Raw genomic sequence first — 15,542 nt, 5'->3', positions numbered from 1 at the left:
TCAGGCGTCCAGCATGGATTCGTCCCACTCGCGGTCCAGGTCGGGGTCGGCGGCCGAGAGCACCTCGTCCAGCCGCAGCCCCAGCTCGGCGATGTTCGGCTCGGTCATCATGTTCAGGTGATCGCCCGGCACGTCGATCACCGTGAACCTGCGCGCCGCGTACTGCTTCCAGCCGTTGTCGGCGCTGTCGAACATGCTGCCCACGGTCTGGTGCGCCAGATCGACGCCCGGCGGCAGGCCCTCGGTGGCGCGCAACAGCGTGATGTCGCGCTCGTACGGCTCGAGCTTGTAGTCCAGCATGGCCGAGTAGTTGGCGAAGAACACCTCGTAGAGCCGCCGGATCGCCTGCGGCGAACTGTCGGCGGGCAGGATGCCCGACCGCACCGACTCCGCCAGCATCGCCGCGAACAAGTCCTCGGAATTGTGCACGTCGGGCTCGAAATCGACCAGCGCGGAACGGCTTCCCCGCGCGTACCACAGCAGCTCGAGGAAGAACCACCGGATGAGCTTCTCCTCCGGAATCGGGGTCCGGGTGCGAGCGCGCAGCGCCATCGTGTCCAGCAGCGTCACACTGGAGACCTCGTGCTCGGGCAGCTGGCGGGCCATCTCCAAGGCGACGTAGCCGCCGAACGACCAACCCGCCAGGTGATACGGCCCCTTCGGATGCACCCGCCGCACCGCTTGCAGATACGACTCCGTCATCGCGGGAATGGTCTTCTCCGGGGCGCTGCCGGAATCCGCGCCCGCGGCCTGCAATCCGTAGATCGGGCGATCCGGATCCAGGTACCGCGCCAGCGCCAAGTAGCACAGCACGTTGCCCCCGATCGGGTGCACCAGGAACAGCGGCGGCTTGCTGCCGCCGACGCTGATCGGCACCAGCGGGTCGAACGTGCGCCGCACGTCGCCCGACCGGATCAGCGTGGCGATCCCGGCGGCGGTGGGCGCGCCGATGAACGCGTCCAGCGGCACCTCCACCCCCCAGCGCCGCGACAGCGCCATCACCACGCGCATCGCCCCGATCGAGGTGCCGCCCGCGGCGAAGAAGTCGTCGTCGACGCCGATCGCGCGCAGCCCCGCGTACTCGGCCAGCAGTTCGACCGCCGAGCGTTCGTATTCGTCGGCGGGCTCCCGCCGCGCCGACACCGTCTCGGTGGCGTCCTCGCCGTAGGCGCGCAGCGTCGCGTCGTCGCGCTTGCCGCTGGGCGTGCGTGGCAGTTCGTCGAGCCAGGCGAACCGCGAGGGCACCATGTGCGCGGGCAGCATCGTGCGCAGGTCGTGCCGCAGCGCGGCGAGGTCGGTCCGCTCGGGCGAGCCGACCAGGAACGCGATCAGCGAACCGTCGATGCCGCCGAAACCACGGGCCACCACGGCGGCCTCGGTGATGCCGGGGAACTTCTCCACCAGGCTCAGGATGCACAACTCGACTTCGGCCGGTTCCACACGGAAGCCGCGGATCTTGACCTGGCTGTCACTGCGTCCGAGGCAGACGATGTCGCCGGAGAACAGCCGGACGCCGAGGTCGCCGGTGCGGTACCGGACCGCGCCCGCGTGCGTGGCGACGAACCGCTGCGCGGTGAGCGCGGGCCTGCCCTCGTAGCCGCGGGCGATGCTACGGCCACCGAGATAGATCTCGCCGATCACGCCGTCCGGCACCGGGCGCAGGGCGCTGTCGAGCAGTTCGACGGTGTCGCCGTCGACGGCGCGCCCGATGGGCGGCAGCGCGGGGAACTCGTCGGCCGGACCCGTGAGGGTGAACTTGGTCGCCACGTGGGATTCGGTGGGGCCGTACTGGTTCTCCAGCACCAGACCGGGCACCACCTTGCACAGCGCGCGGATCTCGTCGGTGATGCGCAGCTGTTCGCCGGAGGAGATCAGCACTTTCAGCTCGGTCGGGAACATCCGGTGCGCCACTGCCGCTTCGGCGAACGCCTGCAAGGCGACGTACGGCAGGAAGAGCCGCTCGATGCGCTCATCCACCACGGTGCGCAGCAGTTGCTCGACGTTCGATCGCAGATCGGCCGAACTCACTCGCAGGGTCGACCCCGCCGCGAGGGTCGTGAAGATCTCCTGGAACGACACGTCGAAACTCAACGGCGCCAACTGGAGTGTGCTCAGCAGGCCGGTGCCGGTGGCCGCGCGATTCTGCCAGTCCACCAGGGAGGTCAAGCCGCGATGCGGCATCGCGACGCCCTTGGGCTCGCCGGTCGAGCCCGAGGTGAACAGGACGTAGGCCACCGCGTCGGGCGAGATGTGCGTGGGCAGCGTCACTTCCGCGTCGGGTTCGGAATCGTCGAAGAGCGCGGCGGTGTCCAGCACCAAGGCGGCCTCGTCGACGATGTCGCGATAGGCGGCGTCGGCGATCACGCGGTGCGGGCGGGCGCGGTCGATCATCAGATTGAGCCTGGCGCGCGGGTAGCTGACATCCAGCGGTACGCACGCGGCCCCGAGCCTGGTCAGCGCGAGCACGAGCAGGATCAATTGCGGGCGGCGCCCCATCAGGATGCCGATCCGGTCGCCCGGCGACACCCCGAGCCCGGCCAGTCGCCGGGCCAGCCGGTCGGAGCGTTCGATCAGCTGGTCGTAGGTGACGGATTCGTCGTCACCGGCCAAGGCGACGCGCGACGGATGGAGCGCGGCGGCCTCGGCCACCAGAGTGCCCACGTCGCGGGCGGTCGCGGGGCCCACGCCGCGGTCGATCGCCGTGTCGGGGTCGGCGACGATACCGGCCAGCATGCGCAGCTGCGTGCGGGCCACGGTCTCGCATTGCTCGGCGGTGAGCGTGTGATCGCCGTCCACCCGCAGCCACATCCGGCCGTCGCGCGGGTCGGTCGCCGCGGTGACCAGCAGCTGGAAGTTGGTCTCCTCGCGGGCCTCGAAGTCGAGCAGGCGCACGCCGTCCAGCACGAGCATCGGCTGGAAGACGTGATAGTTGACGAAATTGAACGCCGTCTCGAAGACCGGCCCGCCGTCGGCGAGGATCGACCGCAGCGGGTAGCGGCGGAACGGATACGCCTCGCGTTCGCGTCGCGCGAGCTGCTCCACCGCCGCGCGCCATGTGGTCGCGGCGCCGTCCAACCGGATCGGCAGCGTGTTGAGGAACAGCCCCGCCACTCGTTCGGCGCCGGCTCGGTCCGGGCGGCCGTGGCTGACCACGCCGGTGGTGACATCCGTGCGGCCGGTGAGCGCCCGCAGCGCCAGGCAGTGCGCGGCCAGATACACCGACTTCTCCGGCACCTGATGGCGCGTGGCGAACGCCGAGACCTGTTCGGCCAGCCTGCGCGGCACCAGCGCCCGCGCTTGCGGCACGCCCGCCACCACCGGCTGGTGCGCCCCGAGCGCGGTCAGCGCGGTGGGCTCGGCGCCTTCCAGGGCGGTGCGCCAGTACGCGCGGGCCGCGCTGTCGCGTGCCGCGCCCTGTTCGGCCCGCGCGTATTCGGCGAGCACGGTGGCCGGATGCGGGGCGGCCTCGACCTGGTTCTGGGTCATGCCCAGGTGATGCAGGTAGTCCAGCAGCAGTTCCAGCACCGACGTGGCGACGCTCCAGCCGTCCAGGATGGCGTGGTGGAAGCTGAGCACCAGGTCCACCGTGCCGACCGGTTCCTGCGGCCCGGGGCGGACGAACACCCGGATGGCGAACAGCGCGGGGACCGAGATGTCGTACTGGGCGTGGGCCCGCTCCTGGAGATGGATCTCGATCAGATCCTCGCCGTCCGCCTCGTCCATCTCGCCGAGATCGACGATCTGGAGATCGTAGGAGGGCGCTGTGTGCACGATCTGCAGCGGAACCGAGTACTTGCTCAGTTCGAACGACGAGCGCAGCGCGGGTTGACGCCGCACCAGCCGGCCCACCGAGTCACGGAACTCAGCTGCGTCCCAAGGGATTTCGAGACTGTAGCGGAACACGTCCTTGTAGGTGACCGAGTCGGCGCGCTCGATGCTGTGATACAGCATGCCCAGTTGCAGCGCGGTGGCCGGGAACGCGTCCTCGGCCTGGTGCAGCGCGGCGCGGTCGATCAGCGGCACCGTCTCCAGCGGCGCGGCGACGCGGCCGCGCTCGTCGCGGCGGTCGTCGCGCACCACGCGGGCCAGTTCGGCGATGGTCGGCGCCTGGTAGAACGAGTCCACGTCGAAGTAGAGCCCGGCGCGTTCGGCGGCGGTCCGCACGGCCAGCGCGAGGATGGAGTCGCCGCCGTGGGTGAAGAAGTTGTCGTGCACGCCGATCGACTCGACGCCCAGCACGGTGCGCCAGACCTGCGCGAGTCCGGCCTCGACATCGGTGCGCGGCTCGCCGCCCTCGGCCGGTTCGGCGCCGTGACCGAGGACGAGTTGCTCGGCCAGCGCGCGCCGGTCCAGCTTCCCGTTGGGGGTCAGCGGGATCCGGTCCACCCGGATCAGCCGCGACGGCACCATGTAGCGGGGCAACCTGGCCGCGAGCTGCTCGGCGATCTCCTCGCCGGAGACGTCGGCGCCGACGAAGTAGCCGACCAGTTGCACGCCGTGCGCCTCCGAGACCTCGTCCACCACGGCCGCCGCACGAACCCCGGCGCAGCCGAGCATGGCGTTCTGCACCTCGCCGAGGGTGATCCGGTTGCCGCGGATCTTCACCTGGTCGTCGAAGCGGCCGAGGTACTCCAGGTTGCCGTCGGGCAGCCAGCGCGCCAGGTCACCGGTGCGGTACCGGCGGCGCCCCGGCACCGCGCGATCGTCGACGAACGCCGCCGCGGTCAGCTCGGGCCTGCCGCGATAGCCACGGGCCACGCCGACGCCCGCGATGTTCAGCTCTCCCGGCACGCCGACCGGCACCCGGCGGCCGATGTGATCGAGCACGAGCAGGTCGATGTTGTCGATCGGGCGCCCGATCGGCACCACCTCGAGCGGCTCGTCGGCGGGGCAGTCGAAATAGGACACGTCGACCGTGGCCTCGGTCGGGCCGTAGAGATTCACCAGCTGCGGCGCCGCCGCTCCGGCCGCGGCGAAGACCGCGTGGAACCGGCGCACCAGCGCCGGGGGTAGCGCCTCACCGCTGCAGAAGATCCGCCGCACGCTGCCCAGCCGCGCCACCGTCGCCGGGTCGGCCGCGAGTTCGTCGACGAACGCGGCCAGCATGGAGGGCACGAAGTGCAGCACCGTCACGCCGTGCGCGGCGATCGCGTCGGCGATGCGGCGCGGATCGCGCTCCCCGCCCGGTTCCAGCAGCGCCACCCGCGCGCCGGTGATCGCCCACCAGAACAGCTCCCACACCGACACGTCGAAGGTCACCGGCGTCTTCTGCAGGATCACGTCCGACTCGCGCAGCGGGTAGCGCCGCTGCATCCAGGTCAGGCGGTTCACCACCGACCGGTGCTCGATCATCACGCCCTTGGGCACGCCCGTCGAACCGGAGGTGTAGATGAGGTAGCCGAGATCGGCCGGGTGCGAGACGCTTTCGACGCCGCGGGCCGGGACGGTGTCGGCCACCGTGATCCTCGTGACGCCCAGTTCGTCGAAGACCGCCTGATGCCGCGGCCCCGCCACGACGAAGCGCGCCCCGCAGTCGGCGAGCACGGTCTCGATGCGGGCGGCCGGGAAGTCCGGGTCGAGCGGCACGTACGCGCAACCGGCCCGCAGCACACCGAAGATGGCGACGAGCATCTCGGTCGAGCGGGGCAGCACCACCGGTACGCATTCGTTGCCGGTCGCGCCGAGCGCGTGCAGCCTGGCGGCGAAGCCGTCGGCCAGCGTGGACAATTCGGCGTAGCGCAGCGGCTGCTCCCCTGACCCCGCCACCGGTTCGATCGCGATCCGATCCGGATGCCGTGCGGCCATGTCGGCGACCAGCCGGTCGATCGTCGTGTACGGGAACTCCGCGCGCGGACCGGATTCGAACGCGGCGATGGCCGCCTGCTCCCGCCTCGGCATCAGCGGCAGGTCCGAGATCGGCGCCTCCGGCCGGTCCAGCGCCGCGACCAGCAGCGCGCCGACGCCGCGCACGACCGATTCGAACGGGAAATTCTCGTCGAAGACGTCCTTGTCGTAATACAGCTGGAGGTTCAGCGAGCCGTCGCGGGCGTGCTCGACGCCGAGAATGTTCAACGCCTCGAGCACCGTGCCCGGATTGACGATGTCGAGCGTGCCGAGGATCTTGTCGAGGTGATCCGAGGGCGGCATCTTGATGTAGGAGTACGCCACGTCGAACAGTGGCGGAGCCGTCGGATCGCTGCTGAGGGCACGGGCCAGGTCGCCGTACGGGAAGCGCTCGTAGCGCTTGAGTTCCCGGATCTGCGCGGCCACCTCGGTAGCGACCGCCGACAGCGGCTCGGTGGGATCGACCCGGATGCGCAGGGGCACCACGTTCGTCCGGTGCCCGGCGGTGCGGAAGGTCTCCGCGCTGTGCCGGTTGAGCATCGGGACTCCGATCACCACCTCCTCGGAGCGGTGAATGGTGGTCAGGTAGGCGGCCAGGGCCGAAACGGTGAACGCGAAGACGGAGAAGCCGGTGGCTCGAATGCGGTCGAGGAACGCGGGTTCGACGACCACGCGCCGACGCCCCCGATCGACGTTCGGGGTGCTCGCGCGTCCGGAGAAGAGTGCGGGGACCACTCCTTCGAAGCGGCGCACCAGCGCGTCACGGTCCGCCGCCCACTGCGGCGAGGACAGATACTCCTCGTGTTCGGCGGCGATCCTGCGGTAGGTCGCCGCACTGCGGTCGGTCTGCTCGGTGAACGGCTCGGGCTCGGCGAGCTGCTCGAGCGAGAGGTCGCCGCGGCTGTAGTTGTCCACCAGGGCGCTCCACAGCGCGTTCACGCCCCAGCCGTCGATCATCGCGTGGTGCATCGCCACGTAGAGATGGAAGTGGTCGGGCCCGTCGACCAGCGCGGCGATCCGGAACGGCTGGCGCGGCGGGGACGGCGTCACATTGGCCCGGTTCACCCAGTCCCGGCGCGCCGCGGCCGGGTCGGAGGCCCAGCTGAGATCGACCAGCTCCACCTCGGGTAGCTCGTCGGAGACCCATTGCCAGAAACGGCCTTCGGAGAACTCGAACCGCAGGCGCAGCGCCTCGTCCGACAGCAGCGCCCTGCGCACCACGGCGCGCAACCGGTCCATGTCGAAGGGCTCGTCCATGAACGCGCAGTACGCGTTCCGGGTGACCGGAGCCGGGGCATACCGGTAGGCCACCGACAACACATCGCGCTGGTACGCGCTGACCGGCCAGGCTTCGGGGGGTCTCTCGGAAGTAGCACTCGGTTCGAATGTCACAGTCACTCCTATCGCGACAGTCGCGGCACCGGCCGTGCGCGGATCCGCTCGGGCCCACCCTGATCGCTGACACGCAAAGCTGCTACCACACTTATCCAGTTATCGATATCGCGAATCACGGCATCGGCAGTGCCGATGCCGCGACTCTGCTGTTGTTATCGCGGGGTATGCGGGCCGGTCAGCAAGCCGACAGCAGCGCACGCACGCTTTCGTCGGCCAGACGATCGGCTCGGTCGCGGGAGACCGCCGGCTCGACGTAGCCGATGTTGAGGGACAGCTCGTTGTGCGTCGCGTTGGCGGTCGCCATGATGAAGCCGCTGACGGACATGCCGGAGACGAACTGCGCGCCCTCCAGCTGCCAGGAGCCGATCTTGTCGGGGAACGGGTAGTCGCCCAGGTAGGTCATACAGAGATGACCGGGGCCGCGGGTGTCCATGAGTTTCACCGTGGACGCGCTCGCGGCCACCGACTTCGGCGCGGCCACCTTCAGCAGGTTCAGCGCGGACAGGTGATCGCGCCGGTCCATTCTGGCGCCGTACTCGCGTTCGATCTCGGCGGCGATCTCCCACAGCGAGGCCCACGGCGCGTACTTGGCCGGAGTGGCGATCATGCCCTGATAGGTGCCCACTTCGGTGTCGCCCGCGGCGCCGTCGAGATGGTCACGGAAGTTGACCGAGCTGCCGACGGTGTACCAGGCGGCCTTCTCGGTGCCCGCCTCCCTGGCCGCGGCGATCAGCAGCGCCGCGGAGAGGGCGGCCTGCAGGCCGACGCCGTGGCGGGCGCAGCCCGCGGTGAGCGCGTCCAACCGGTCGCCGTCGAGGCTGCGGTGCACCACCCGGCTGCGCCGCTGCGCCGGCGGGGCGAGCCTGGTCGGCTCCAGCCTGCGCGGCTTGCGCAGCTGCGACTTCTGGTCGCGCAGGAACGAACCCGCGGTGCGCAGCGCACCGCCCGCGCCTTGGAAGCGCGGCGGGAACAGTTCCTCCGGGCCCGGCCGGACCGGAGCGGGTGCGAAATCGCCCCCTTCCCCTGCGGCCGCTTGGAGCACCTGCTTGGCGACCGACAGCGCGCTCTCGCCGTCGGCGATGGCGTAGTGCAGCGTGACGATCAGCTCGTTGGTGCCGTCGGTCTCCTTGATCAGCACCGCCCTTGCCAGCGGGCCGGTGCGCCAGTCGAACGGCTCGCGCAGCTCCACCTCGTCGGCCTCGGCCAGCCAGTTCGTGCTGTCCTCCGATTCGATCACCCGCAGCGGAATCGGCGCCTGCACCGGCACGAAACGCGGTGCGGTGCCGTCCGGTTCGGCGGCGACGGCGACCCGCAACAGCGGATGCCTGCGCTGCACTTCGTCCAGACCCGCGCGGATCTGTTCGGCCTCGACGTGGCCCCGGATGCGCACCCGCGACAGAATGTGCAGCGGCGCGAGCTGATCGGCGATCCAGTGCCAGCGCTCGACCGGGGAGAGCGGACGCGGCAGCCGCGCGGTCGGCCCGTCCGGTTCGGGGAAGGACATCGGCTTGCCGAGGTTACGCAGGAAGAATTCGGTGGGCGCGTGCCGGAAGTAGGTGTCGCGCACCCGCACCAGGCGCGGGTCGGTGGTCTGCTCGATCTTGGCCAGCGAGGCCGATCCGTTGACGAACATGGCGGTGCGGTCGGCGCGCAATTTCTCGTAACGACGCAGGCCCGCCACCGGATCCAGGGACTTGCGCAGCACACCGGCCAGCACCACCGCGTCCTCGATCGCGGCGTTGGCGCCCTGGCCGAGGCTGGGCAGCATCGGATGCGCCGCGTCGCCGAGCAGCGTCACCCGGCCGCGGCCCCACCCCGCCAGCGGCGGACGGTCCTGCGCGGGCACGGCCAGGATCGCCGCCTCGTCGGTCTGCTCGATGCAGGCGCGCACCTCCGGCGCCCAGTCGGCGTACAGGCGCAGCAGGTCGTCCTTGCCGCCCTGCCAGTTCGCGGCCTCGTCGGCGGGCAGCGTCTTGGTGCCCCACCAGTACACCCGGCCGTGACCGATGTCGTGGATGCCGAAACGCATTCCGGTGCCCCAGAAATGCGCCGACAACCCGCGCGCGACATTGGGATGCTCGAACGGGATGCAGGCCAGCCAGCAGACGAAATTGCCGGGACGCGGCTCGGCGCGGCCGTGCAACTGGGCGCGCACCACCGAGTGGATGCCGTCGGCGCCCACGAGCAGGTCACCCTCGGCGACCCGGCCGTCGGCGAACTCGACGCGCACGTGTTCGCCGTCGTCGACGAACCGGGTGGCTTGCGCGCCGGTGAAAGTCGGCGTGTCACCGATCGCGCTCAGCAGCACGTCGTGCAGATCGGTGCGGTGCAGTGCGACAGCGGGTGCGCCGAGCTGGGCGTCGAGCCGATGCACCGGAAGCACCCGGATCGGGCTGCCGTCGGGGTTGCAGAAGCGGAAGGTCTCGACCCGGCCGCCGCGCTCGAGCAATTGCTCGTCGATGCCGAGGCCGAGGGTGCGCAGTGCGTTGATGCCGTTGGCCTGCACCGAAAGTCCGAAGCCCTGTGCCCGCAGTTCGGGGCCCGCTTCGTATAGTTCGACGCCGAATCCCGCATGCCGCAGGGCGGCCGCGGTGGTGAGTCCTCCGATCCCTGCCCCGAGAACGACAACCTTGATCGGACTGCTCATCGAACCTGCACTCTCATCGAACAACTCGACGGCACAGGTGCTTCGTGCCGCGACGCGGCCCGCGGGCCACACCGCCCGCGCGAAACCGTCCCGCTGCGCAGCGCCGGCCGAGGCCACCGTGTCGGCCCCGGCCGGGCAGGCAGCTGGGACGCCTGTGCCTGACCGTCCGGAAGCCTACCGCTACTCGGCGCGCAAGGCCGAGTTGAAGTGAGATTCACCGCATCATGCGATTGTGAAACGCAAATGTGTTGCAATGGTGCATAATTCGCCCTCCGTGCACCACGTTCGCCCTCGATTCCGGCACGTCGCCGGGCTCAGAGGTAGGACGTATCGTTCACCAGACGCACCGAAGACCCGCCGTCGAGATAGAACTCCGCTATCGACAGCGACGCCAGATCCAGATGCAAGCGATACAGCAGCGACGGGCCCGCGTCGAGAGCAAGCCGCAGCAGCGTCTTGATGGGGGTGACGTGACTGACCACCACCACATTGGCGCCGGGATACCGCTCGAGCAGGTCGCGCAGCGCGGCGTCCACCCGTGCGCGGACCTCCTCGAAATTCTCCCCGCCCGGCGCGGCGACGGTGGGGTCGCCGATCCAGCGGGCGTGCAGATCCGGATCGCGCTGCGCGGCCTCCGCGAAGGTCAGACCTTCCCACGCGCCGAAGTCGGTCTCGATCAACCCCTCGTGGATCTCCAGCGGAACCTCGAGCGCGGCGGCGGCCGCCTCAGCGGTCTCCCTGGCCCGGCCGAGCGGCGAACTGACCACCGCGGCGATGTCGCCTTTGGCGGCCAGCATTTTCGCCGCACGCGCGGCCTGCTCGCGGCCGAGCGGCGTGAGCGGCGGATTGCCGCGACCGGAATAGCGGCGCTGCAGCGACAACTCGGTTTGGCCGTGGCGAAGCAACAGCAAACGCGTGGGCCTGCCGATGGCGCTGGTCCAGCCGGGGCCGTGCCGCGCAGGCTCGGTCTGCCCGGCGTTCGCGTCCCTGGCTTCGTCGATCCAGCTCGGCAGCTCGCGCTCCGTGGCCGCGAGGGCCGGATCGGCGGCCTCCGTCGAGCTGGTGGCGGCCGCACGGACATCGTCGGCTCCGGCGTCCATGGCCTCGTTCGCCAGCCGGTCGGCATGGGCGTTCTGCGCGCGCGGAATCCAGTCGTAGCTCACCCGGGCGAACCCGGCCGCGATCCTGCGCGCCTGGTCGGCGAGCGGGATCAGGGCCGCGTGCTTGATCTTCCAGCGACCGGACATCTGCTCGACGACCAGCTTGGAATCCATACGCACCACGACCGATTCGGCGCCCAGTTCCGCGGCCGCCGCCAACCCCGCAATCAATCCGCGATATTCGGCGACGTTGTTGGTCGCGACGCCGAGGAACTCCCGGCGCTCGGCGAGCACCCGGAGGTGGTCGGCGTCGTAGACCACCGCGCCGTACCCGGCAGGCCCCGGATTGCCCCGCGAGCCGCCGTCGGCTTCGACGATCACCTCCGGGAAACTCATCGCACTCCCGTGGCAACCGGTCGCGGCGAACTCACAGCCCCGATTCCTTGGTCCGGACCAGGATGGCGCCGCACTCCGGGCAGCGCACGACCACGTCCGGGGCGGTCTTGGCGATGCGGGCGATCTCGCCGCGATCGAGTTCGATGCGGCACGCGCCGCAGCGGCGCGCCTGCAACAGCGCGGCGCCGACGCCGTGCTGCTGCCGCTGACGGTCGTAGATGGCCAGCAGCTCGCCGGGCAACTTCGCGACCACGCCGGCGCGATCGGTCTCGCAGCGCGTCTGCGCCACGTCCAGATCCGCGAGCGCCTCGTCGCGCTGTCGCCGGGCGGCGGCGAGTTCCTCGTCGGTCTTGCTCAAGCGCGCGCCCGCGTGCTCGTGATCGGCGGCGGAGGCCTCGCGCCGCTCCATCACCTCGAGCAGTTCGTCCTCCAGCACGGAGCGGCGGCGCTGCAGGCTGCCCAGCTCGTGCTGGATCTCCGAAAGCTGCTTGGCGTTCACCGTTCCCGCGGTGAGCAGGCTCTTGTCGCGCTCCTCACGCTTGCGCACCGCGTCGACCTCGCCCTCCAGCTTGCGGATGTCGCGATCGAGGTCGTCCAGCACGATCTCCACGGCCACGGCGGCGTCGGAGTGCGCGTTGCGCTCGGCTTCCAGCCGCGCCACCTCCTGCTGCTCGGGCAGCACGGTACGGCGGTGCGCGATCCGGGTCAGCTCGGCGTCGACGGCGGCGAGCCGCAGCAGCTCGGCCTGGATCGGGGGTTCGACATTCAACGCGGACAAACTCCTGGACGGGGTGGACGGGACTGGTGTTCAACCGTACCCCGCCGGATCGGCGGATCGGCGTCAGCCGCCGACGGCGCGGGTTTTGATCGCGTCGCGGGAGATGTAGACGTCGTACTCGCCGGGCACCGCGATGACCGCGTTGCCGTAGGCGGAGCGCACGAACGGCTGGGTCCACCAGCGGCCCTCGCGCATGTCGGCGAAGAAGTCGCGGTCGCCGTCGTTGAGGAAGATCTGGTTCTGCTTGGTCGCGACGCCGTCGAGGCGCTGGCCGTACAGGCGGCTGATCCGGTAACCGGAGTGGAAGCCGAGGGCGTTCACCCACGGTTCCAGCTCCACGATGCCCGCCTGCAGCACCCACATGTCGCCTTCGACCCGGTGGGTGAGGCGCTGTTCGGGGTGGTCGTCGTCGCCGTACAAGGTGAGGTCGACGTCGAGCAGGTGTTCTTCTCCCGCCACCGGCTTGGCGACCACGTGCGCCGCCTTGATCTCGCCGGTCAATCCGAGGTAGGTCTGCAGCAGGGTCGCGATCCACAGCAGCACCGCGGCGACCAGCAGCAGTGCGAGCCCACCCGTTCCCCGCGCGAGCAGCGGCCGCATTCCCACCCGCCGCGCGGCGATCAGACCGGAGATGATCAGCGCGACACCGACGACCAGCAGCAGGATCAGCCCGATCTGCACGAGCCCGAAATCGACCGGGAAGTTCATGCGGTAGTTGTACCCCGCGCGAACCGGTCGATTCACCCGAACCGCCCATCCTTTCCCGGCTCGGCGCGGACACGCCCCGACACGCCGTTGCCAGTTCTGCGCCGGGACAACGGCTTCGCCGGATCAGCCGGGCGCGCGCACCGTCCACGGGTCGGTGCGCACCGTGGACACCCTGGTCTCCAGACCCGGCAGGGCGGTTCGCACGACCGCTTCCGCTTGTGCGCACCAAGGGAATTCGGTCGCCCAGTGGGCGGCGTCGACCACGGCGGGCCCGCCCTTGCGCAGGTGCTCGTCCACCGGGTGGTGGCGCAGGTCGGAGGTCAGATACACGTCGACGCCCAGTCCGGTGGCCCTGCCCAGGTAGGAGTCGCCCGCGCCGCCGCAGACCGCGACCGTGTAGACGGTGCGGTCCGGGTCACCGGCGGCGCGCACGCCCCATGCGGTGGGCGGGAGGGCCCGGGCCACGCGATCGGCGAAGGCGCACAGCGATTCCGGTTGCGGCAGCGTGCCGACCCGACCGATGCCCAGCGAGGACGGCAGCTCGGCGCGTTCCCCGATGTGATAGACCGGGTCTTCGCCGGGGTGCGACGCGCGCAGCGCGGTGAGCACCGCCGAACGCGCGGAGCGCGGGGCGGACACCTCGATCCGATCCTCCTCGACGTACCGCAGTTCCGTCAGCGAACCTTGGTCCGGACCGGTTTCGGCGATCGGACGGAATTGCTCGGTCGCGGGCACGCGCAGCGCACGGTCGCAACAGTGCCCGCCCGCACCCGCGCCCGCGGCGAAAAGCGCGGCGAGCACGGCATCGGTGTGCGTCCGTGGCACCTGGATCACCCAGTTGTCGACGGGAGCTTCGGGTTTCGCGTCCAGCGGTCCGGTCACCGTGAGACCGATGGCCGCGGCCAGCGCGTCGGAGACGCCGGGATCGGCGGAGTCGGCGTTGGTGTGCGCGGTGAACAGCGCGCAGCCGGAGCGGATCAACCGGTGCAGCAGCGCGCCTTTCGGCGTGCTCGCCGCGACGGTGTCGACGCCGCGCAGCAGCAGCGGGTGGTGCACCACCAGCGCCTGCGCACGCCAGTCGATCGCCTCGTCGACGACCGCGGCGGTCGCGTCGACCGCGAACAGCACTCGGGTCAGCTCTTCGGCCGGGTCACCGCAGACCAGGCCGACCGAGTCCCACGGCTCGGCCAGCGCGGGCGGGTAGGCCGCGTCGAGCGCCCCGATGAGATCCGCGAGCGTGGTCATCGTCCACCTTCCTTCGCTTCGGTCCTGCACTGCGCGGCACCGGGTGCACTGCCGGACGTGCCGGCGCGGCTGCGTGCGCTCGCCTCTCTAGGGCACGCGCTGTGCGTGGTCGGGCGCCGTCCGGCGCCACGAGCGCCGCTGGGGCGGCTGTCGAGGTGACCGCCGCCTGCTGCATTGCTCGTCCGGATGCCCGATGCGGCGATCACCATGCGGCGGAATTCCGACCGACTCCACAGCAGGTTCTCGCCGAGTCGTGAAGATCGGCCGCCGGCCGCGAGACTTCCTGCGCGCGAGATCTCCGTCCGTCCGGCCGGCCTGCGCGCGGGATCGACGTGGCGCGGCCGGAGCCTCGCACTCACCGGACATCCGCCGATCGGATCGCCGCGACCAGCCGATCGACCTCCGCGGGGCCACGGACCGCGACGCGCAAATGATCCGGGCCCAAGCCGGGGAAGGTGTCCGCGCGCCGGACCGCGATCCCCTCCGCGACCAAGTGTTTGCGCAGCAATTCGCCGTCCGCCACGCGCAGCAGCAGGAACGGGCCTTCCGCCGGAGTGTGAACCGCCACGCCGAGGTCGCTCAGGCGCTCGATCATCGCGGCACGGTGCACCGCGAGCGTCTCGGCACGGCGCTCGGATTCGGCCACGGCGGCCGGGCTCGCGGTGGCGGTGATCGCCTCCAGCTGCAAGGTGCTCAGCGGCCAGTGCGGACGCCCGTGGGCCAGCCGCGCCAGCACGCCGGCCGCGCCGAGGAAGTAGCCGCAGCGCAGCCCCGCCAGCGCCCACGTCTTGGTGAGGCTGCGCAGGACGAGCAGGTCGGGCGCGGGGTCGGCGGCCAGCGATTCCGGCTCACCGGCCACCGCGTCGGCGAAGGCCTCGTCGACCACGATGACGCGACCGGGCCTGCGCAGGGCGCGGATGGTGTCGGCGGGGTGCAGCACCGAGGTCGGATTGGTCGGGTTCCCGAGCACCACCAGGTCGGCTTCGGCGGGCACCCCGGCGGGATCGAGCCGGTAGGGCGGTTCCAGCAGCACCCTGGTGACGGGGACGCCCGCCTCCCGCAGCGCGAGTTCCGGCTCGGTGAACGACGGATGCACCACCGCGGCCGACCGCGGCGCGAGGCGGGGCAGCATGGCGAAGCCTTCCGCGGCGCCGGCCAGCAGCAGCACTTCGTCGGGATCGCGGCCGTGCCGGGCCGCGACCGCGCGGCGGGCCGTTTCGGCGTCCTCCGCGCTCGGATAACGCCCCAGATCGGACAGGCGCGCGGCCAAGCGCCGCCGCAGCCATTCCGGCGGCGCGTCACCCTGGACGTTCACCGCGAAATCGAGCATGCCGGGACGAGCGTCCACGTCGCCGTGGTGACGCAGTTTCGCTCGATCGACGGTGTCCTCGGCCACGAGACCACACCCTACGTGGCGGTCACGCGTCCG

7 protein-coding genes are annotated in these 15,542 nt (G+C 70.9%); all 7 read right to left on the bottom strand.

Annotation, left to right across the window (positions count from 1 at the left end; translation table 11 throughout):
• The 7 genes from U3653_RS06935 to cobC all read right to left on the bottom strand — a co-directional run bounded on the left by U3653_RS06935 (position 1) and on the right by cobC (position 15,509).
• The gene (locus tag U3653_RS06935; RefSeq protein WP_323123888.1) at positions 1 to 7,236 is read right to left on the bottom strand and encodes a non-ribosomal peptide synthetase; all 7,236 of its coding nucleotides are present in this window, start codon (positions 7,234 to 7,236) and stop codon (positions 1 to 3) included.
• 178 nt (positions 7,237 to 7,414) lie between these two features.
• On the bottom strand, positions 7,415 to 9,886 hold the full coding sequence (locus U3653_RS06930) for an FAD-dependent monooxygenase (protein ID WP_195077741.1): 2,472 nt from the start codon (positions 9,884 to 9,886) through the stop codon (positions 7,415 to 7,417).
• Positions 9,887 to 10,200: 314 nt separating this feature from the next.
• Positions 10,201 to 11,382 (bottom strand): bifunctional RNase H/acid phosphatase, encoded by a 1,182-nt coding sequence (locus U3653_RS06925; RefSeq protein ID WP_195077740.1) that lies wholly within the window; start codon positions 11,380 to 11,382, stop codon positions 10,201 to 10,203.
• 31 nt (positions 11,383 to 11,413) lie between these two features.
• Positions 11,414 to 12,151: a zinc ribbon domain-containing protein gene (locus tag U3653_RS06920; RefSeq protein ID WP_195077739.1), complete on the bottom strand. Its 738-nt coding sequence runs from the start codon at positions 12,149 to 12,151 to the stop codon at positions 11,414 to 11,416.
• A 72-nt stretch (positions 12,152 to 12,223) separates the two neighbouring features.
• Entirely contained in the window at positions 12,224 to 12,868 is a 645-nt protein-coding gene (locus tag U3653_RS06915; RefSeq protein ID WP_195077943.1) for a hypothetical protein, read from the bottom strand.
• Between the two features lie 123 nt (positions 12,869 to 12,991).
• Positions 12,992 to 14,113, bottom strand: coding sequence for a Nif3-like dinuclear metal center hexameric protein (locus tag U3653_RS06910; RefSeq protein WP_195077738.1), 1,122 nt, complete (start codon positions 14,111 to 14,113; stop codon positions 12,992 to 12,994).
• Positions 14,114 to 14,468: 355 nt separating this feature from the next.
• Positions 14,469 to 15,509 (bottom strand): Rv2231c family histidinol phosphate aminotransferase CobC, encoded by a 1,041-nt coding sequence (cobC, locus tag U3653_RS06905; protein WP_195077737.1) that lies wholly within the window; start codon positions 15,507 to 15,509, stop codon positions 14,469 to 14,471.
• Between the last annotated feature and the right edge of the window lie 33 nt (positions 15,510 to 15,542).

The organism is Nocardia implantans (genome assembly GCF_035544775.1).
Classification (GTDB): domain Bacteria; phylum Actinomycetota; class Actinomycetes; order Mycobacteriales; family Mycobacteriaceae; genus Nocardia; species Nocardia implantans.
Note: the sequence above shows the minus strand (reverse complement) of the source record. Positions and strands in the feature narration are given on the sequence as shown.

Bases quoted from the DNA above. Each gene is read 5' to 3' on its own strand.
- U3653_RS06930 (WP_195077741.1), bottom strand. From the start codon at position 9,886: ATGAGCAGTCCGATCAAGGTTGTCGTTCTCGGGGCAGGGATCGGAGGA.
- U3653_RS06910 (WP_195077738.1), bottom strand. From the start codon at position 14,113: ATGACCACGCTCGCGGATCTCATCGGGGCGCTCGACGCGGCCTACCCG.
- U3653_RS06915 (WP_195077943.1), bottom strand. From the start codon at position 12,868: ATGAACTTCCCGGTCGATTTCGGGCTCGTGCAGATCGGGCTGATCCTG.
- U3653_RS06925 (WP_195077740.1), bottom strand. From the start codon at position 11,382: ATGAGTTTCCCGGAGGTGATCGTCGAAGCCGACGGCGGCTCGCGGGGC.